21 protein-coding genes are annotated in these 17,521 nt (G+C 70.1%); 8 read left to right on the plus strand and 13 right to left on the minus strand.

The genetic code is table 11. The features are described from left to right. From ACWCPW_RS21860 to ACWCPW_RS21880, 5 genes are all read right to left on the minus strand, one after another. Nucleotides 1–276, minus strand: coding sequence for a DUF4873 domain-containing protein (locus ACWCPW_RS21860; RefSeq protein WP_449763257.1), 276 nt, complete (start codon nucleotides 274–276; stop codon nucleotides 1–3). Then, nucleotides 273–536: a hypothetical protein gene (locus tag ACWCPW_RS21865; RefSeq protein WP_449763258.1), complete on the minus strand. Its 264-nt coding sequence runs from the start codon at nucleotides 534–536 to the stop codon at nucleotides 273–275. The genes ACWCPW_RS21860 and ACWCPW_RS21865 overlap by 4 nt, the downstream gene beginning before the upstream one ends. Nucleotides 537–1,062: 526 nt before the next feature. After that, complete coding sequence (locus ACWCPW_RS21870) at nucleotides 1,063–1,932, minus strand: aldo/keto reductase (RefSeq protein ID WP_449763259.1); 870 nt, start codon at nucleotides 1,930–1,932, stop codon at nucleotides 1,063–1,065. Nucleotides 1,933–2,165: 233 nt separating this feature from the next. Continuing rightward, a complete protein-coding gene (locus ACWCPW_RS21875; protein WP_449763260.1) occupies nucleotides 2,166–3,134 on the minus strand; it encodes a TauD/TfdA family dioxygenase in 969 nt (322 codons plus the stop codon). A 135-nt stretch (nucleotides 3,135–3,269) separates the two neighbouring features. Then, nucleotides 3,270–4,046, minus strand: coding sequence for a helix-turn-helix domain-containing protein (locus tag ACWCPW_RS21880; protein WP_449763261.1), 777 nt, complete (start codon nucleotides 4,044–4,046; stop codon nucleotides 3,270–3,272). 478 nt (nucleotides 4,047–4,524) lie between these two features. Here ACWCPW_RS21880 and ACWCPW_RS21885 point away from each other — a divergent pair, with 478 nt between their 5' ends. Beyond that, nucleotides 4,525–5,826 (plus strand): phosphatase PAP2 family protein, encoded by a 1,302-nt coding sequence (locus tag ACWCPW_RS21885; RefSeq protein ID WP_449763262.1) that lies wholly within the window; start codon nucleotides 4,525–4,527, stop codon nucleotides 5,824–5,826. Nucleotides 5,827–6,075: 249 nt separating this feature from the next. Beyond that, nucleotides 6,076–6,588, plus strand: a complete 513-nt coding sequence (locus tag ACWCPW_RS21890) for an NUDIX domain-containing protein (protein WP_449763263.1) — start codon at nucleotides 6,076–6,078, stop codon at nucleotides 6,586–6,588. A gap of 120 nt (nucleotides 6,589–6,708) precedes the next feature. Here ACWCPW_RS21890 and ACWCPW_RS21895 read toward each other — a convergent pair whose 3' ends face one another. Together ACWCPW_RS21895 and ACWCPW_RS21900 are read right to left on the minus strand one after the other, a co-directional pair. Next, a complete protein-coding gene (locus ACWCPW_RS21895; protein ID WP_449763264.1) occupies nucleotides 6,709–7,071 on the minus strand; it encodes an AQJ64_40280 family protein in 363 nt (120 codons plus the stop codon). 416 nt (nucleotides 7,072–7,487) lie between these two features. Next, nucleotides 7,488–7,787 (minus strand): putative quinol monooxygenase, encoded by a 300-nt coding sequence (locus tag ACWCPW_RS21900; protein WP_449763265.1) that lies wholly within the window; start codon nucleotides 7,785–7,787, stop codon nucleotides 7,488–7,490. A 168-nt stretch (nucleotides 7,788–7,955) separates the two neighbouring features. Between ACWCPW_RS21900 and ACWCPW_RS21905 the strand changes: the two genes are divergently transcribed. Then, the gene (locus ACWCPW_RS21905; protein ID WP_449763266.1) at nucleotides 7,956–8,846 is read left to right on the plus strand and encodes a helix-turn-helix transcriptional regulator; all 891 of its coding nucleotides are present in this window, start codon (nucleotides 7,956–7,958) and stop codon (nucleotides 8,844–8,846) included. A gap of 204 nt (nucleotides 8,847–9,050) precedes the next feature. Further along, complete coding sequence (locus ACWCPW_RS21910) at nucleotides 9,051–9,404, plus strand: VOC family protein (RefSeq protein WP_449763267.1); 354 nt, start codon at nucleotides 9,051–9,053, stop codon at nucleotides 9,402–9,404. A gap of 146 nt (nucleotides 9,405–9,550) precedes the next feature. On the opposite strand, the gene ACWCPW_RS21915 is transcribed toward ACWCPW_RS21910, so the two are convergent. The 4 genes from ACWCPW_RS21915 to ACWCPW_RS21930 form a co-directional block, all read right to left on the minus strand. Further along, nucleotides 9,551–10,351 (minus strand): hypothetical protein, encoded by an 801-nt coding sequence (locus ACWCPW_RS21915; RefSeq protein ID WP_449763268.1) that lies wholly within the window; start codon nucleotides 10,349–10,351, stop codon nucleotides 9,551–9,553. Nucleotides 10,352–10,487: 136 nt separating this feature from the next. Next, complete coding sequence (locus ACWCPW_RS21920; protein WP_449763269.1) at nucleotides 10,488–10,994, minus strand: SigE family RNA polymerase sigma factor; 507 nt, start codon at nucleotides 10,992–10,994, stop codon at nucleotides 10,488–10,490. 264 nt (nucleotides 10,995–11,258) lie between these two features. Next, nucleotides 11,259–12,368, minus strand: a complete 1,110-nt coding sequence (locus tag ACWCPW_RS21925; RefSeq protein ID WP_449763270.1) for a hypothetical protein — start codon at nucleotides 12,366–12,368, stop codon at nucleotides 11,259–11,261. Nucleotides 12,369–12,385: 17 nt separating this feature from the next. Further along, nucleotides 12,386–12,508 carry a hypothetical protein gene (locus ACWCPW_RS21930; protein WP_331767677.1) on the minus strand — a complete coding sequence of 41 codons (123 nt, stop codon included), beginning with the start codon at nucleotides 12,506–12,508 and terminating at the stop codon, nucleotides 12,386–12,388. Nucleotides 12,509–12,794: 286 nt separating this feature from the next. Here ACWCPW_RS21930 and ACWCPW_RS21935 point away from each other — a divergent pair, with 286 nt between their 5' ends. Then, nucleotides 12,795–13,190 carry a PPOX class F420-dependent oxidoreductase gene (locus ACWCPW_RS21935; protein ID WP_395872493.1) on the plus strand — a complete coding sequence of 132 codons (396 nt, stop codon included), beginning with the start codon at nucleotides 12,795–12,797 and terminating at the stop codon, nucleotides 13,188–13,190. A 352-nt stretch (nucleotides 13,191–13,542) separates the two neighbouring features. Beyond that, on the plus strand, nucleotides 13,543–14,490 hold the full coding sequence (locus tag ACWCPW_RS21940) for a hypothetical protein (RefSeq protein ID WP_449763271.1): 948 nt from the start codon (nucleotides 13,543–13,545) through the stop codon (nucleotides 14,488–14,490). 88 nt (nucleotides 14,491–14,578) lie between these two features. Here the strand turns inward: ACWCPW_RS21940 and ACWCPW_RS21945 are convergent, their stop codons facing one another. Further along, nucleotides 14,579–15,184, minus strand: a complete 606-nt coding sequence (locus ACWCPW_RS21945) for a TetR/AcrR family transcriptional regulator (protein ID WP_449763272.1) — start codon at nucleotides 15,182–15,184, stop codon at nucleotides 14,579–14,581. A gap of 100 nt (nucleotides 15,185–15,284) precedes the next feature. On the opposite strand from ACWCPW_RS21945, the gene ACWCPW_RS21950 reads away from it, so the two are divergent. Continuing rightward, a complete protein-coding gene (locus ACWCPW_RS21950; protein ID WP_449763273.1) occupies nucleotides 15,285–15,719 on the plus strand; it encodes a VOC family protein in 435 nt (144 codons plus the stop codon). Nucleotides 15,720–16,147: 428 nt separating this feature from the next. Here the strand turns inward: ACWCPW_RS21950 and ACWCPW_RS21955 are convergent, their stop codons facing one another. Beyond that, nucleotides 16,148–17,131, minus strand: a complete 984-nt coding sequence (locus ACWCPW_RS21955; RefSeq protein WP_449763274.1) for a threonine ammonia-lyase — start codon at nucleotides 17,129–17,131, stop codon at nucleotides 16,148–16,150. Nucleotides 17,132–17,228: 97 nt separating this feature from the next. On the opposite strand from ACWCPW_RS21955, the gene ACWCPW_RS21960 reads away from it, so the two are divergent. Further along, nucleotides 17,229–17,384 (plus strand): hypothetical protein, encoded by a 156-nt coding sequence (locus ACWCPW_RS21960; protein WP_449763275.1) that lies wholly within the window; start codon nucleotides 17,229–17,231, stop codon nucleotides 17,382–17,384. Nucleotides 17,385–17,521 lie beyond the last annotated feature (137 nt).

The following is a 17,521-nucleotide window of genomic DNA, read 5'->3' on the forward strand; positions in this document are numbered from 1 at the left end:
TCAGAAGGGCGGGATGCCGGTGCCGGTGATGTGGGCGTGGTGGTCCAGGACGCGGTCGACGGTGAAACTCGCCGCGCGTTGGTCCACCCGCAGGAGGCGGACACGGGCCGAGGTGATCCGGTCGAGATCGACGGAGGGGTCGTCGGTCCACACGTGTCCGTGCCAGGCACCGTCGGTGCTCAGGCGCAGGTGGGCCTCGACCGGGATGCTCGCGCCGTCGGCGGCGACGATCGCGGGGCCGTCGTAGTGGTCCCCGGCTCGTGAACTCCCGGTCACGATGCCTCGTGTCCGATGATCTGTGAGACGTGGTTTCCGCCGGCGGCGACGACGAAGGGGTGGCCGAGGGCCGTGGGCTCGGTGTCCAGGTGCAGGACGCCGTGCGTACCGGCTTCCATGATCGGGCCGCCGTCGACGATCGCGCTCCAGGTTCGGGGGAGGGTGTCGCCGTCGACCGGCCAGTCGAACAGGTCGAGTGTGACCTCGGCGTCGCCGTGGCCGGGGACCGTGACGTATCCGTGGGCCTGGTGGATCTCCATCCTTCGAGTCTGCGTCGGCACGCCGGATACCGCCGGCGAACCGGGCGAGCTTCAGCGGAAGCCGGTGTCAACTGTACGGTTGTCTCATGGAAGATCAAGGCTGTTTTCGCGCGGGAGACGGGCTGTGACCCGGCTCCGGGTCAATGGTTGTCCCCAGGGGGCGCGTCGTGGCGATCGGGGGTGGCCGCGGGCGCGGCCCGGGGTGGGAATGATCCCGGGGTGGCGTCGGTTGTGATGGAGGTCGGTGAGGGTGTGCCCCCGGGCCCAACCATTGCCTCCGTGGAATACCGCTCGGCTGGAGCCACGGTGTGCCTTCCGCCGTGAGGCGGCCACCCTCACCGGCCTTCGACGTTCGGTGGCGCCGTTTCCGCATCGGGAGAGGCGCCTTTTTCGTTTCCGAGTACCGCTGCCACGGACGTGGCGAGGCCGAGGAAGGCCTTGCCACGTCCGTGGCAGCGGCTTGGGCAGCTCCTCGCGGCGGTCTCGACGGTCACCGCCGGAGGAGCCGGGAGGCACCGGCCCGGGGTCACCGGGTGGGAGGAGCCGTTTCGTCGAGGCGCTTGCGCTGGGACTCGGTCAGGTCGATGTCCGCCGCGGCGAGGTTCTCGTCGAGGTGGGCGATCGAACTCGTGCCGGGGATCGGCAGAACGACGGGGGAGCGGGCGAGCAGCCAGGCGAGCAGGACCTGGGGTGTGGTGGCGTCGTGTTCCGCGGCGATGGCATCGAGGGCGGCCGCCGGCCCGGGGGCCGCTGCGGCTACGGGGCGCCAGGGAAGAAAGGCGATCCCGGCGGCTTCGCAGGCGTCCAGGACGGGCTCGTACTCCCGCTCGAGGAGGTTGTAGCGGTTCTGCACGCTTGCGATCTCTGCGGTCTGCCGGGCCTCGGCGAGTTGTGCGGCGGTGACCTCGGACAGGCCGATATGGTCGATCTTGCCTTCCTGGCGAAGCTCGTGAAGCGCGCCGATCTGCTCGGCCAAGGGAACGTCCGGGTCGATCCGGTGGAGTTGGAGCAGGCCGACGCGTTCGATCCGGAGGCGGCGCAGGCCCTGCTCGACCTGCGCACGCAGGCTCTCGGGCCGGGCGTCGTACGCCCATCCCTCCGGGCCGGTCCGGGTGACCCCGACCTTGGTGGTGATCAGCAGGTCGTCCGGGTACGGATGGAGTGCCTCGGCGAGGAGTTCCTCGTTGGCTCCCCAGCCGTAGAGGTGGGCGGTGTCGATCAGGGTGACACCCGCCTCGACGGCGTGTCGGGCCACCGCGATGGCGGCATCGCGTTCGGGGCCGGCGCCGGTCGACAGACGCATGGCGCCGAACCCGATCCGGGATACCCGGAATTCGCCGCCGACGGAGAAGGTGCCGCTTGCCGTGCCGGCCGTGCCGGGCGTTTGGGAAGTCATCGGCCACAGCCTTCCCGATGGGGCACCGGGGGACAACCCCATGCGAGCGGCGTACGACAGCCGACGCACGCCGTCCGTCGTGCATCGACCCTCCGGATCCGTTCCTGCCGCCCCGGACGGCACGGACCGGGTGCGCGCCGTTCTCCCCGCCGGAGATGCGGGCCGCACCCGGTGACACCTCCCGCCGCGCGGATCGCGCCGCGCCGGCGGAATCGGCGGGTCGGATCGGCGGGTCAGGCGGGCCGATCGCCGACGATCGTCACGCGCTCCATGACGCGGGTGTGCGGGTGGTAGTCGGCACTCGCGTAGTGCTGGGTGGCGCGGTTGTCCCAGAAGGCGACTGTGCCGGCGCGCCAACGCAGGCGGCACTGGTACTCGGGGTGGCGGGCCTGATCGTAGAGCAGGTCCAGGAGTTCGCGGCTCTCCGCGGCCGGGAGGCCGGTGATGTGGCTGGTGAAGATGCGGTTGACGTAGAGGAGCCTGCGGCCGGTCTCGGGGTGGGTGCGCACGACCGGGTGGTGCATCGGCGGGTGGGCGATCCGGCTGCGCGCGAGTTCGTCGGCGGGCAGTCGGCGGCCGAAGGTGTGGGTGAAGTCGTGTACGGCGGTGAGCCCGTCCAGCCGTTGCCTGAGGTCGGCGGGCAGGCCGTCGTACGCCGCGCCCATGTCGGCCCACAGCGTGTCTCCGCCGACGTCGGGGATGTGTACGGCGCGCAGGATCGAGCCCATCGGCGGGGTGGTCTCGAAGGACGCGTCGGAGTGCCAGACGTTCTCCACCGCGGGGGAGTCCGCGCCCCGGGTGAACCTGACCACCTCGGGAACGTCGGCCTTGGGCAGGAACGGATGCACCTCGGGCGTACCCCACCAACGCGCGAGATCACGGTGCGCGGGCGCGGTGAGCCGCTGGTCGCGGAAGAAGAGCACCTTCCATTCGAGCAGGGCGCGATGCAGTTCGGCGTGCAGTTCGGCGGTGAGCGGCCGGCCCAGGTCGACCCCGTCGATCTCGGCGCCGATCACGGGTGTGCATGGGTCGAGGTCGAACAGGCGGTAGGGGGCGGTGGGTTCGTAGTCGCCGGTGGGGCTGAGCTCGCGGACGGGCACGGCGGAGAGACCGTTGTCGAAGACCGGTCGGGTGGTGGGGTCGGCGGGTGTGGGCAGGGCGGGAGTGGGCAGGGCGGGTGTGGGCATGGCGGGAGTGGGCATGGTGACGAATCCCTTGTCCGGTGCGGGAAAGTGGGCAGGGCGGAGCCCTGATCGGCGAGCGCGGTGGGAGGGCGAGCCCGGGTCGGGGCGCGCCGCTGTGCCTGCCGTGCCCGTCGAACCGGTGGGCGGATGCGATCAGTTCGGTGTCGACGCGCCGAGCCGCAGGGTGGCGGGGCGCGCCGGGGCGGTCAGGATGCCGACCGCGGAATCGACGAGGTCGGACACGAAGAACTCCGGCGCGACGAGTGCGTCGGGTGCGCCGGGTGTGTCGGAGGCGTGCGGTGCGTCAGGTGCGTGCGGTGCGCGTGGTGCGTGCGGTGCGTCGGCGGCGAGGTTGCCGCGGGCGTCGTGGCCGCCGCACTCGCGCAGTTCGCGGTCCGCGAGGGCGTGGATGACGAATGCGCAGAAGTGCTGCCAGCGGCGCGAGCGTACCGCTTCGGGGAGTTCGGGGGTCAGCTCGGCGGCGCGCCGGTGCAGGAGCAACAGGCCTTCGGTGTAAGGCCGTTTGCCCAGTTCGTCGAGACGGATGACGGCTGCGTCGGGGTGGATCGTGTAGGTGGCCTGGACGCAGAATCGCAGGTACCAGCTCGGATGTTCGCGGTCCGCCGGCAGTTCGGCCAGCGGGAGCGTGAACGCCTCGGCGAGGGCGAACGGGTCGCGTGCCCTCCCTTGGCGGTCGAACGTGTCGATCAGGTCCAGCCGACGCGCGTTCAGCGGCGGCATGCGGTGCTCGAAGACGGCGTGGACCAGGTCTTCCTTGGTGCCGAAGTGATAGCGCACCGCATTGGTGTTGCGCTGGTCGGCCGCCGCGGCGATCTCCCGGACCGACACCGCGTTGATGCCGCGCTCGGCGAACAGCCGCTCGGCCGCCGCGACGAGTCGGAGTCGGGTCGACACGTTCGAACTCTGCATGCGGAAGAAGTTAACGCACCTGCGTTAACGTTTCAAGAAGCTTCTTTTCTCGGGGATTTCGTCCCGACGTCGAGGCCGGTGGTCGCCTCGCCCTTCGAGGACGTCGCACCACGGCCGGTCGGGGACGATGCGGGCAGGCACGTCGGCGTGAGCGGAGCCGCCGTCCCAAGACGTCGCCTCGGCGCGCTCCCGAGCGGTCGGCGACGGCGGCCACCAGGGCAGGGGGCGCCTCCTACCACGCCGCCGCGAGCGCAACCAAGCCACCGGCGTGGAAACACGAGAAGAACGCCTTCGGACTCGCCCGTGGCGCTCCGATAACATGATCGATCACATGACGATCACCCCAAGCGCCGTCCTTCACCAAAGAACCACGCAATCAGGCACGAAGGGTGATCTATTTACTGGAATCCAAACAAAATTGGCCAAGTAATTGATATTCATAAAATTGCGAAAGTTTTCGCGAATACGTCGCGAAAGCATGGTCGCCGTGCAGCGTCGGTCGCGGGCGATTCTGTGGGCCACGGTGAGTGTGGCGGCCCTCGGATTTCTCATCACCTTGGAGATCATCGCGCGGCACTACGGCCCCGCGGGGCCGATCACCAATCAGGCGCGGGAGGTGATATTCGCTCCCGCTTCGGGGCCGTTGCTGTACGCCGGCCTGGCGCTGACGATGGTGGTGCTCACCTGGCGGCAACGGTTTATCGCGGCCGGCGCGGCGATCGGAATCGACCTCGCCTTCTGGTTGGTGCGCTGGGTGGTCGACGCCAGGATGAACTTCGGCAACGGCGCGCTTTGGGTGATTCTGGGTTGCGCGGTCATCGCCCTCACGCGCCGCACCGGCCGGGAACGTGTCCTGCTGCTGAAGGGCGCGGGGCTGGGACTGCTGTTGGTGGCGGGCCACAAGACCGGCGATACCTGGCTGCTGATCACGTCGATGACCCGCCCGACCGTGCTCGATCAGTACGTGGCAACCGCCGATCACGCGCTGGGTGACCCGTCGTGGTTGGTCGGCCGGATGCTCGAGGCCACCGACCCGATCGGCTCCCATGTTCTCGGCGCCGTCTATGGTCAGCTACCACTGGCAGCGGCCATCGTCGCGCTGTACCAACTGCGTCATGTGGCCGTCGAGCGCCGCTTCCCGGGCCACCACCTGGTGCGGACCTTTCTGGTCATCGGTTTGCTCGGGCCCGGCATCTACATGATCTTCCCGGTGGTCGGACCGGTCTACGCCTACAGCGCCGAGGGCGGGCAGTGGGCGGTGGCCAACCTGTGGCCGGATACGCCGCCGTCGATCAGCACCCCGCACCCGATACGGTTCGACGAGATCACCCCACGCAACTGCATGCCCAGCCTGCACACGGCGTGGGCCACCACGATCTTCATTCATTCCCGCAAGGGATCGCGGTTCATCCGATTCGCGGGATCGTTCTGGTTGATCGCCACGCTCGCGGCCACGCTGGGATTCGGCTACCACTACGGCGCGGATCTCGTCGCCGGTGTGGTGTTCGTGCTCACGATAGAAGGGGCGCTGCGCTCGGTCGACCGTGGCTGGGACCGGTCCGGAATTCGGTTGGTCATCTACGGCGCGACGGTTTTCGCGGTGCTCTTGGTGTCATATCGCTATCTGCCGATGGAGATGGCCAGACACCCGTGGATGTTCGGACCACTGCTCATTCTGGCGATGGCCTCGGTTGTCTACTGCTATGTGCGGACGACCAGGTTGTGGGATCCGAAGGCTGCGCCGGCGGAGCAACTGGAACCGCAACTCCTGCCGGCGTGATCGCCGCACGCCGCGGCCGTTCGAACCCGTCCCACACCGCTCTTCGCGTCGGACGAGCCCACCCACGTCGGTGCCGGCCGGTGTACGAGCCCGCCAGGGGTGCACCGTTCGACCGGCAGGCATGACCCCTCACCACAGGTATGGCCCCCGGTAGGGGGCCATACCTGTTCGGTGGCGTCGGTGTCACACGCTCGTCGCAACCCCGCGCCGCCGCACCCCGGCACTGGTACGGCACTAGCGTTCCTTCGCATGACCCACCTGCCTCCCGCCGAGTACTACGCCACGCTGCCCCGCCACATCGGCGGCGCCGGGGTGATCCTGCACGACAACCGCGGCCGCATCCTCCTGGTCGAGCCGGCCTACGGCGACGGCCACTGGGAGATTCCGGGCGGCGCCATGGACGACGGCGAATACCCCTGGGACACCGCCCGCCGCGAGATCACGGAGGAACTCGGACTCGACGTCACCCCCGGCCGACTCCTGGCCGTCGACTGGGTCCCCCCTCAAGCCGACGGCCGTCCCGCCCTCGCGAACTACCTTTTCGACGGCGGGCCCGTCACCGAAACGCATGCCCACACACACATCCGCCTCGCCGCCGGCGAACTCACCGCCTGGCGCCTCGCGACCCCCGCCGAGTGGAGCACCCTCATGGCCCCCCACATGGCCCGCCGCCTCGACGCCTGCGCCAACGCCCTCACCACCCACACCACCGCCTACCTCCACCACGGGTTCGCCCCCGCCTCCGCCACCGACCATCGTTGAGCCGGACGGCACGCTCGCGCCGGCTGCCCGACACTCCCCGCCGGTCATCGTCGACGGGCGGAACGATCGCTTGTCGGACGGCGGGATTCATGCGCGAGCGCGAGGAGTTGGATGCCTTCCCTATCCCAGGGCGTTGCGCAGGGCCGTTCGCACATCCTCGCCCAGCAGGGTGTGCACGGTGGTGCCGGGCAGCGTGGGCAGCGCCGCCCAATGGGTGACGGGTTCGGCGCAGGGGCGGCCGTAGGGGAGTCGGATGACGCGGTCGGAGTCGATGAAGCAGTCGTGGTGTTCGGTGCCGTCTTCATCGATGTGGTGGGCGGCGAAGCGCATCGGCATCACCAGCCAGAAGTCCCTCCCGGACTCGGTGTCGTCCGGCTCCGCCCCGTTGTCGGACGGGTAGCGGCCGGTCGTTGCCGCTGCCACGGGCATGCCGTCGTTCGGCAGCCTCTCGCGTGCGTCCACCCACTCCACCGCCGCGTCCATTCCCACTCCCGATTTCGGTCCTGCTCGGACTGGTTGTTCTCGCCGTTCCCGGTTACCGCGTGGCACGGGAACGCACGATTTCGCGTTCCGCGGCCGGCAGACAACCGGGTGCGGGAGTGCCCGGGTGCCCGGGTGCCCGGACACTCGAACACCGGTCGATGCGCGGTCGGATGACTCCAACGAAGCAGCCCGGTCGCCGGTTCCCCTCCCCGGGGCGGCGGCGGATCTCGCTGCCCGGGGCCCGCGGCCGTCGTACGGGTGGTGGAACGGACCCGGTTCACCGGCCTGCCGATCCGACGGCGGGCGGCGGGCGGCGGACGGCGATCCATCGTTCGCGCCCGCCGCAGGACCGGCGGCGCGGCCGTTCCCCCCTGAGGAGGGAACGGCCGTGTGCGACGGAAGGCGAGGCCGACTGGTCAGGCGGGGATGTCGGTCAGTCTCCGCAAGGTGAACGGCTCGGCGAGGATCTCGTCCAGGACCTTCGCCACGTGCCGGAAGTGCGGCAGCGTGAAGTGGTGGTCCAGGGCATCGCTGTCGACCCACTCCTCGAGGATGATCATCCGCTCCGGGTGCTCGGGGTCGGCGAACGGCCGGTATCCCAGGCAGCCCTCCTCCGCCACGGACGGTGCGATCATCGCGTTCAACGCGTCGCGCAGGCGCTGCTCCCGACCCGGCTTGGCGACGAAGCCGGCGACGAGGATGAGGGTATTCGGCATCAGAGAACTCCAGGTGTCACGGTCTCGCGGTGGCTGTTCGTCGAGCGAACGACGCCCATCCTGCGAGCCGTTCGCCGCCCCGACCAGGGCTCCGGTCGACCACGGTCCGGCCTGCCTGGGTCTGCCGGGACCAGGCACCACGAGCCGGTCGTCCGCAACACTGGACCCATGGATCGTGCACAGCAGCTCAGCGAGTTTCTACGGGTCCGGCGTGCCCGTCTCAATCCCGACGACACCGGCGTCCCACATTTCGGCGGCCGGCGACGAGTGCCCGGCCTGCGCCGCGAGGAACTCGCCCTGCTGGCCGGCGTCAGCGTCGACTACTACACCCGCCTCGAACAGGGCCGGGCCCGCAACGCCTCCTCCGACATCCTGGACGCGGTCGCCCGCGCGCTGGGCCTGGACGACGACGAACGCGCGCACCTGCACAACCTGGCCCGCCCGACCACCACCCGCAAGCGCCCGAGCCGCCCGCAGCGGGTCGGGTCCGAAATGCGCCAGGCCCTCGATGCCCTTGCCGGCGTCCCCGCCTACATCATCGGCCGCCGGCTGGACATCCTGGCCTGGAACGCCATGGCCTGCGCCCTGATCGCCGACTTCGCCGCGATGCCGGCCGCCGAGCGGAACATGGCCCGGATGGTCTTCCTGGACGAGGCGTCCAAGGACCTCTACCCCGAGTGGGAGGACAAGGCCCGTACCACCGTCGCCAACCTCCGCCTCGACGCGGGCCGCCACCCCGACGACCCTCGGCTGGCCGGCCTCGTCGGCGAACTCTCGCTGGGCAGCGCCGACTTCCGACGTCTGTGGGCCGACCACAACGTCCGCGGCAAAACCCGCGGCAAGAAACGCTTCGCCCATCCCCGACTCGGCGACCTCAACCTCGACTATGTCGCGATGCGGGCTCCGGACGACCCGGACATGACCATGATGATCTACAGCGCACCTGTCGGCTCGGACGCCGCCATCACCCTGCAACTCCTCTCCACCCTCAGCGCCCGCCCCCACTCCAACCCTCCGCAGAACGACCACGCCACTCAGCCCGTCCACCTCGAACACTGAAGGTCGGCCCGAAGCACCACGCGCCGAAAGCCCGCCAACCACCTTCTCGACACCACCCCCGTCGCCTCGCCTCGGAACGCCTCGAAGGCATGCGATAGGTCTGGTCGCGCACATCGGAGTCCGCGACCGGTCCGGGCCCGCCGCGGGGCCGCGGTGTGCGTGTCGCCTGCCATGGGCGGGTCGTCGGGCCGGCAAAATCGCGGCATGGAACGCGTGCTCGGAATCGGTGGATACTTCATTCGCGCTTCGGCTCCGGCGGCTCTGGGGGCCTGGTACCGGGACTTCCTCGGCTTGGACGCCGACGAGAACGGCGTGTGGCACCAAGAGGCGGGGCTCACCGTCTTCGCGCCGTTCGAGGTCGGGACGGACTACTTCGGTTCCCGTACCCAGCAGACCATGTTGAACTTCCGGGTCCGCGACCTGGACGCCATGCTCGCGCAACTCCGGGGCAAGGGCGCGGATGTAGCCGACGAGACCCAGGACATGGAGGGCGTCGGCCGCTTCGGCTGGGTTACCGACCCCGAGGGCAACCGTATCGAACTCTGGCAGCCCGCCTAGGCGGAGCGCCGGCCACGGACGTTGGCGTGGTTTGATCGTGCCGTGTCGGCGCGGGCGGGGTGGTCGGCGTGGCCGGAGGTGCCTGTGACGATGGTGTGCGAACGGTGCGCATCGGATCTTGATCGGGTGGGCCGAGGGTCATCGCGCTAGCGTTGCTCGCGGGTCAGGGCGTTCAGGCCGTCGATGACGTCGCGGTTGGCGATGAGGGTGAAGAGTTCGTCGGCGGTGAGGGGTTGGGCGCGTTCGGGGATCTGGGCGGGAATGTCCTCGGAGACCAGGTATCGGGACTTTCCTTCGGGGGTCAGGATGCTGACCCAGACGAACGTGATGCCGCTGTCGGGATCGGTATAGCGTGCGGCGACGGCCCTGCCGCCGCCGGGCAGCGTGCGTCGGTCGCAGGCGTCGCCGGGGACGTCCGGACCCCCGGGCAGGCCGGGGGGTTGGCCGCACAGGTCGAGTCGTCCGGGTTTGCCGTGGAACGGACGTACCGCTTGGTCGGTGGCTCCCAGTCGGAGGGTGAGCCCATCCCGCTTCGTCAGCAGGTACCAGGGCCCGTGGTCGTCCCGGTCCCGGTCGATGGACTCGACCGCGTCGGGGAGATGGCGGGCGAGGATCTCCCGTAGTCGTTCCTGGGCGGCCTCGGCCGGCGCGGCGTGCTCGGCGTCGTTCGCGGCACCGGACGCCATCGGTTCGGGCGTCGCGTGGGCCGCCGTCGCGGGTCCCGTGGTCCGGTCGGCCGGTCCCTGTAGCCAGGCCGGGTGCATGACGATTCCGGTGACGAGGCCGGCGGCGGCCAGTGTGCCGATGCCGGCGGCCAGGCGACGGCGTCGGCGGATGACTCGTCCTCGGTTGCGGGCCGGGGCGCGGAAATCGGGAAGCGCGGGTTCGTCCTCGAGGTCGGGCAGCGCGCGGCTGAAAACGTCTTGCAGTTCGGCTTCGGTGAGCATGGGCTCGTCCCCTCGTCGTGTCGTCACATCGGTCCTGTTCGAGCGGGCTTCGGAGTGCGTGTCGGGTCGCCGGGGCCGGGGCTGTGGCTGTGGTCGTGCTTGTCGCCGTGGCCGCGGCTTCGGTCGCACGTCGGCGTCAAGGGCGCGACAGCTCGGCGAGTTCGTCGCCGAGGAGGGCTCGCAACCGGACGAGACCACGCGCCGTGCCCGACCGCACCGCGCTCGGCGACCTGCCCAGCAACGCGGCGGTCTGTTCGATGCTTTGGTCCTCCCAGAACCGCAGCACCAAGAGCGCGCGGTAGCCCGGAGACACCCGCGAGAGCGCGGCCATCAGCGCCACGCGTACGTCCGGGTCCCCGTCACGGGCCGCGGGCGCGTCCGGGAAGTCCGCGGTCGGCGCCTCGCCGTTCGACTTCTTGCGCGTGGTGTCGATGTACGCCCGGATCAACACCTTGCGCGCGTACTCGGCCCGCGCACCGGGCTCGCGAATGCGCTTCCAGCGGATGTACACGCTGGTCAGCGACGTCTGTACCAGGTCTTCGGCGGCATGCCAGTCACCGCACAACAGGTACGCGGTCCTCCTCAACGCCGCCCCGCGTGCGACGACGAAGGTGTCGAAGTCGACCTCGTCGTTCGTTCTCATCACCTGCTTCGGCCCTCCTGCGAGATCCACCTGTGAGATCCGGTGTGAGATTCGCTGTCATGAAGAAGGACGGAGCCACGCCCGGCAAACGCTGCGTCGGAACCGGTATGGGAAGAACGCGTGGACGGTGGTACGTCGTACCTTGGTACGTCGTATGGCGGTACGTCGTACGGCACTTCGCAGGGGAGCATGATCGGCACGTTCACGAGCACCCGTGACCTTCGTGTTGCGGCGCGGCCCCCGGAGCGCACGTCCGCCTCCGCCTCACATCCTCCAGCGTTCGTTCGGGGTCCCGGCCCAGGCCCATTGGGCGTCCGGTTCGACGGTGATGCCGAAGTCGTAGGCGTGTACTTCGGCGTCGTCCTGCCAAGCGATGATCGTGGCTGCCTCGTCCCACAACCTTCTGGGGCCGCCTTGGAGGGCGTGTCCGGCGTCGGGAGTGTCGTCGACCAGGGCCCATGAGTCCCGGTGGTCGTGAAGCCACCATTTCGCGCCGCCCGCGCCGGTGGCGCGGTGGACGTCGGGCAGTTTGAGCGCGAGCGCTTGAGTGTAGTTGCCGTCTGCGGACAATCCGGCAAGGTGCCAGTCCACGGGGGTGCTGTCGTGAACCGGGTTCGCGGTCCGGATCTCGTCGAATACGTCGTGCCCGAGGTTGCGCTGCCCGCGCAGGGGCAAGAACGCCACGCTCTTGACGAACCGCCCGCTTGCCACGCCTTGTTCGCCCGCGACCAGGCGCAGCAGGCTCCCGGACTCGAACGGGGGAGAGAACGGCAGCACCAACACCGCGCCCGGCACCGTACGTTCGACCCAGGCGTGCGGGATGCGCCGGGTGACGGCGGCGGTGACGTGAACACGATCCCAACACCCACCCACCCCGGCAGCCGAGGCGCCGTCCTCGCCGTCGCCCGCGACGACCCGGACGGTGTCCGCCCAGGGAGCCAGACGCGCGCGGGCGGCGTCGGCGAGGGCCCGGTCGATCTCGACCGTCACCACACAACCACTCGGGCCGACGCGATGGGCCAGCAGCGCGGCGGTCCACCCGGAACCGGTGCCCACCTCCCACACCCGCTGCCCCGGGCGCACGTCGAGGGCGGACAGGAAGTTCGCGACGGCGAGGCGGTCGCTGATCGAGCTGGTCGCCACCTCGCCGTGATCGGCGTCCACGCCGTCGTCGATCCGAGTGACCACCGGCCCACGGCCATCCACCACGGCCGACCACCCGGCAGGGTCGGTGCGCCGGTTCACGCGGGTGTAGACGTCACCGTCGTCGCGCCAGATCACGTCGGGCGCGAAATCCTCGCGTCGCACCGCGCTCATTGCCGCACGTACCCAAGGAGCGCCGGAGAACGCGCCCAGCGCGTCGAGTTCGCGCATCGCTACTTCGTGGCGGCTCACGGTTTCTTGTGCTTGCCGCCGCCGGGCTTTTGCACGTCCGGGTTCTGCCCGTCCTGGTCTCGGGTCGGCTGTGGCTTGTCGTCAGGCTTCCCGTCGTTCGGCTTTTCGTGCTCGCCCATGACGACCCCCTCGGATACCGGCAGTGATCACAGCATGGCGCACCGTACTTGCCGAAGCAATCCGCTCGCCGGCGACGGTGGCCTGACTGCGCCTACTCGATCGAGGACGTCGACGAGTCCACCGGGCGCGCCCGGGTGGATTCGGGCGGCTCCGTTACATGGATGTTCCGCTGTGACATGGAAGTGCCTTCTTCCGTCGGGTTCCGAGGGCGCAGAGGATGGGTTCCGTAACAGGAAGTGCCCCAACGGGCGCGCGGGTCGGATGAACAGAACCAGGAGCACCCCCATGTCCACGACGCTCGACGAGTCGACGCGCAAGCTGCTCGACGGCCGGAACTTCGCCACCGTGTCGACGCTCAACGCCGACGGAGGGCCCCAGGCCTCGGTGGTCTGGTACCAGCGGGACGGCGACACCGTGGTGTTCTCCGCGACCGAGGGCCGGGCGAAGGTACGCAACCTTCGTCGTGATCCCCGGGTCAGCGTCACGGTCTTCGACTTGGACAACCCCTACCACTCGGTCGAACTGCGGGGCACCGCCGAGATCGTCCCGGACCCGGCGAAGGAGCTTCCGCTCGCGCTCTCGCTCAGGTACCTCGGTGAGGCTCCGCCGCCGGAACCCGACGAAATCGCCCGGGTGATCGTCCGCGTGACACCGACCCGGGTGAACAGCTTCTCGGTCTAGGCCGTGACCGGACGGCCCGCGGTATCGATGTGCGGGACGGCTGCCCCTGGCCACGGGCAGCCGTTACCCCTTCCGCGCCCCCGAGTTCGGCTGCCGGCCGGAGGGCGAGGACATGTACGAGGACTTCTCCTCCACAGTGTGTGGGCCGGGCGAGACCTTCTCCCTGTTCGATCATGGTAGTCCGCCGACCGGAGCGCGGTGCGGTCGAGCCGTTCCGCATGTCGGCGAACCGGTTCCCGGAACACCGGTGACCGGTTGAAAGTCCTTGTCCTGAAGGCGCCTTCGACACCGATACGGGGAACGGCCCGCGGGGCCATCGCGGTCGAGTCCGAAATTGCGACGCCCGGGCGCGATGGTTGAATCTGTCGTCACGGATCGCATCCACGACCTGACCCGTCCCGAGGAGGAAACCGCGGTGGCCAACCTGGAGAACACCCGTTGGGAGCGAGCGAAGGTGATGGTCTCGCGTGCCCGGGAGATCGCCGGTCAACCCGTGGCCGCTCCTTCCGACAACGTTCTGAGGGACACGCGGCTGTTTCGTCGACAACTGAGCGACCTCGAACGGCCGGACTACTGGCGGACTCTCGACCAAGGCCTGCGCGAACTGCAAACGTTGCGGACCACCGCGATCCGCGACGGTGACACCAAGACGCTCGCACAAGTATCCGCCTGGGCGGCCGCCCGTGGCCGCTTCCCGCATCGCACCCGGGCGGCACTGGCGCGCCCGGGGGTGACCGCGGCCGAGGTCGAGGTCCGCGAGTACCCGTCGCCCGGATCCTCCAAGGGCTTCCACGAGGTGCAAAAGCTGATGGTCGACACCTTTCGCGACGCGGACGCGGATGCCGCGGCGGACCGGCAGGAGCCCCGGACCCAGCCGAGCAGCCCACAGGCCAAGTCCACCCTTCGACTCCTGGACGAGCGACTGGCCCCGCTGCGTACGCTGCTCGACAGCGCCAATCCGCGCTATTCCGCAGCGGCATCGGCGAGACTGGGCGAGTTCCGCGCCCGGCGCGAGACGACGTCCGCCGGACCCACGCGGGACGACACCCCCGCGCCGTCCCGTACGGCGGCGCAGCCGGCCCGTGGTACGGAAACCGGCACCGGGGGCAGGGAGGCGGCGAGCACGGCGCGCCTGGGCCTGGGCGCCGCACGCGGGGACGCCGCGTCGGCGGGCTCCTCCGACCCGCAGCCCCAAGAGCGCGGCACCGGTCACGGTCTGGGACGAGGCAATCCCGGCTCCACGTCGGCCGGTCCCGCCCAATCGCCGACGAAGCGTCACGTCCGGGGCAACGACGTCTGACCCCGAGCATGGCGGGCACCTGGGCCGCCCTCGGCGGCACCGCCGTTCACGTGCGCGTCGTCGGCATCCTCCACGCAGGCCGACCGCGTCACCCGGGACCATCGGTGTTCGGGGATCGCAACCCGTTCAGCAGCCGGTCCAACGCCTGCTCGGTCTGCCCCAGCGCTTCCGCGTTCGCCGACCGGGCCAGCCACAGCGCGGCCTCGTTCATCGCCCCCGACAACAATCGCGCGAGCGGCTCCACCGGTTGGTCGGCGATGGCTCCGGCCTCCACCAGGGCATCGAGCGCCTCGGTCAGATGCCGCGCGGAGGAGTCCTGGTCCATGGCCCGCCATTCGTCCCAGCCGAGTACGGCCGGCGCGTCGATCAGCACGATGCGGCGCACCGTCGGATCGCACCCGGCGGCGAGGAAGGCCCGGCAGCCGGCCCGCAGTTGCTCCCATGGGTCGTCGTACGGCTCGGCGGCGTCCGCGACCCGTTCGCCGAGTTCGTGCTGTACCTCGGCGACCACGGCCCGGAAGAGCCCGGCCTTGCTGTCGAAATGGTGATACGCGGCCCCCTTGGTGACCCCTACCGCCTGCGCCACGTCGGTGAGAACGACGTCGTGATATCCGTCGGCGGCGAACCTCCGGCGCCCCTCGACCAGCAGCGCCCGTCGTGTCGCCGCCCGCTGCTCGGCCCTCGTGACGGCCATCCTCGGAGATCCCTTCTTTCGCATACCCGGGGTATGTTATCGTTCATTTCACATACCGAGGGTATGTGAAAGTCGGCCCACAGGCAGATGGAGACGTGTCATGAAGGTCAAGCTCGGCAGCTTCTACCCGGTGATCGCCACCCGCGACGTCGCCGCGGCACGCCACTTCTACACCCGTCACTTCGGATTCGAGGTGTCCTTCGAGGCCGACTGGTACGTGAGCCTCCACCGCCCGGACGCCCCGCAGTACGAACTCGCCCTGCTCGACCACGCCCATCCGACCATCCCGGATGGGCACCGCACTCCCCTCCGGGGCGGCCTGCTGCTCAACTTCGAGGTCGACGACGTCGACGCCGAACACCACAGGCTGGTCACACTGGCGGGCCTGCCCGAACTCCTCTCCCTGCGCACGGAGGAATTCGGGCAGCGCCACTTCATCGTCGCTGCGCCGGACGGCGTCATGATCGACGTCATCACCGTTGTCCCGGCCACCGGGGAGTACGCCGAGCAGTACGCCCCGGGCCACACTCCGTGAGCGAGGTGCGCGACCGACGGTCACCGTGACTCGTCGACAGTCGAGACGAAGACAACGGCCCCCGGCCACACGCCGTTCCGGGCCACACGCCGTTCCGAGCCGCTGGCCGCTCCCGGCCGCGGGTCCCCGGGTCGGAGCCGGCCGGAGCCGTGGGATCAGTGCGTCCGCCCCGAATGCCGGGGAGGTTCCGTGCATGCACGGAGGATGAGGGGTTCGACGCCCGCCGTACCGCGCGGGAGTAGCCGAGGGTGAGAGTCCGATGCCCGGCCTGTGTTCCGGGCGGCTCCGTCCCGACGGCCGGCGCGAAGGACCAGGGCGGGGCCGGGCGTTGGTGGAGCGTCGTTCGGGCAGTCCCGGCCGGCCACACAGCCGCCCCGCCACACAGCCGCCCGGTCCCGGCGGCACCGCGTGGTGTGACTCGGCGACGTCTATCGCGGTTTGTGGGCGGGAGCGGTGTCGATCCAGCGGCGGTAGGCGTCCACGTCGACGTTGCCGCCGCACACGATGGTGACCACGTGTCGGCCGGCGAAGCGGTCGCGGTCCTCGAGGATCGCGGCGATGCCGAGTGCGGCCGAAGGTTCGACGACGAGGCCGGCGTGGTCGAACAACATCCGCATGCCGGCGATGATCGACGCCTCCCGGACCAGGACGGCGTCGTCGGCGACCAGGAGGAGGTCGTCCAGGACGGCCGGGATGGGACGCCGCCCGGCGACGCCGTCGGCGATGGTGTCGGTCGAGTCGGTGGTGACCACGCGCCGTCGGTGCCACGAATGGGTCATCGCCGGTGCGCCCAGCGGCTGGACGCAGATCACCTCGACGTCGGGTGCCAGGGCCTTGAGCACGTGCCCCACACCTGTGGCCAGCGCCCCGCCGCCGAGCGCGACCAGGACGGCGTCGAACGACGGTACGGACTCCACCAGTTCCAGAGCGATGGTCGCCGCGCCCTCGCAGGTCTCGAGATCCAGGCTGTCCTCGACCAGCCGGATCCCCCGGTACCGCGCCACGGCCGCCGCCCGCTCGCGAGCCATCTCGAAGTCGCCGTCCACCAGCTCCAATTCGGCGTGCAACGCGCGGATGCGAGCGAGCTTGGCCACGGGGGCGAAGCGGGATGCCACGACGGTGACGTCGAGCCCCCGGCCGCGACCGGACCAGGCGAGGGCTTGGCCGAGGTTGCCCGCGCTGGCGCACACCACGGCTCGCGAGCCGTGGTCGACGAGCAGGCTGGTGACCACCTCGGTGCCGCGAGCCTTGAAGCTGCGGACCGGGTTCGCCGTTTCGAGCTTGACGCTCACCGTGCACCCGAGTTCGGGTTCCAGACCCTCACAGCGGTACAGCGGAGTGTCGAGAAAAATGGGGTCGATCACCCGGCGGGCCGCCCGGATCCGATCGGTGTCGAGGCGCGTCTCCTGCACGACACAGCAGCGTAGCGTCGCGTGCGCTGGTCCGCATGGACGACGACCGGGCGATCGCGCCGGAGCGGGTGTTCACGCGGATGACCTACGAACGCCCGTGTTCACCCCCGAAGCCGTCGCCGCTCAGTGCCGGTTGCCCGAACTGGACCCCGACCGGGCCGCGTTCGCGGGGGAGTACCACGGCTGGGGCTTCCGCGCGGGTGGCTGCCGCGCGGGCCTGGCGGCGGCACAGTCGTTCGGCGGGCGGTGGTGACCGCGCCCTCGACGCCGGCCACTTCGCCGGCACCGGGCCGGTCCGCGCGCGGCGTGCCCGTGGTGCGGCACAGGACCGAAGGCAACCTGCGTCGACCGTGGTCGAGTCCCTCCGTTTCGCAGGGAACCTTGTGTCTC

This window comes from Embleya sp. NPDC001921 (genome assembly GCF_053594475.1).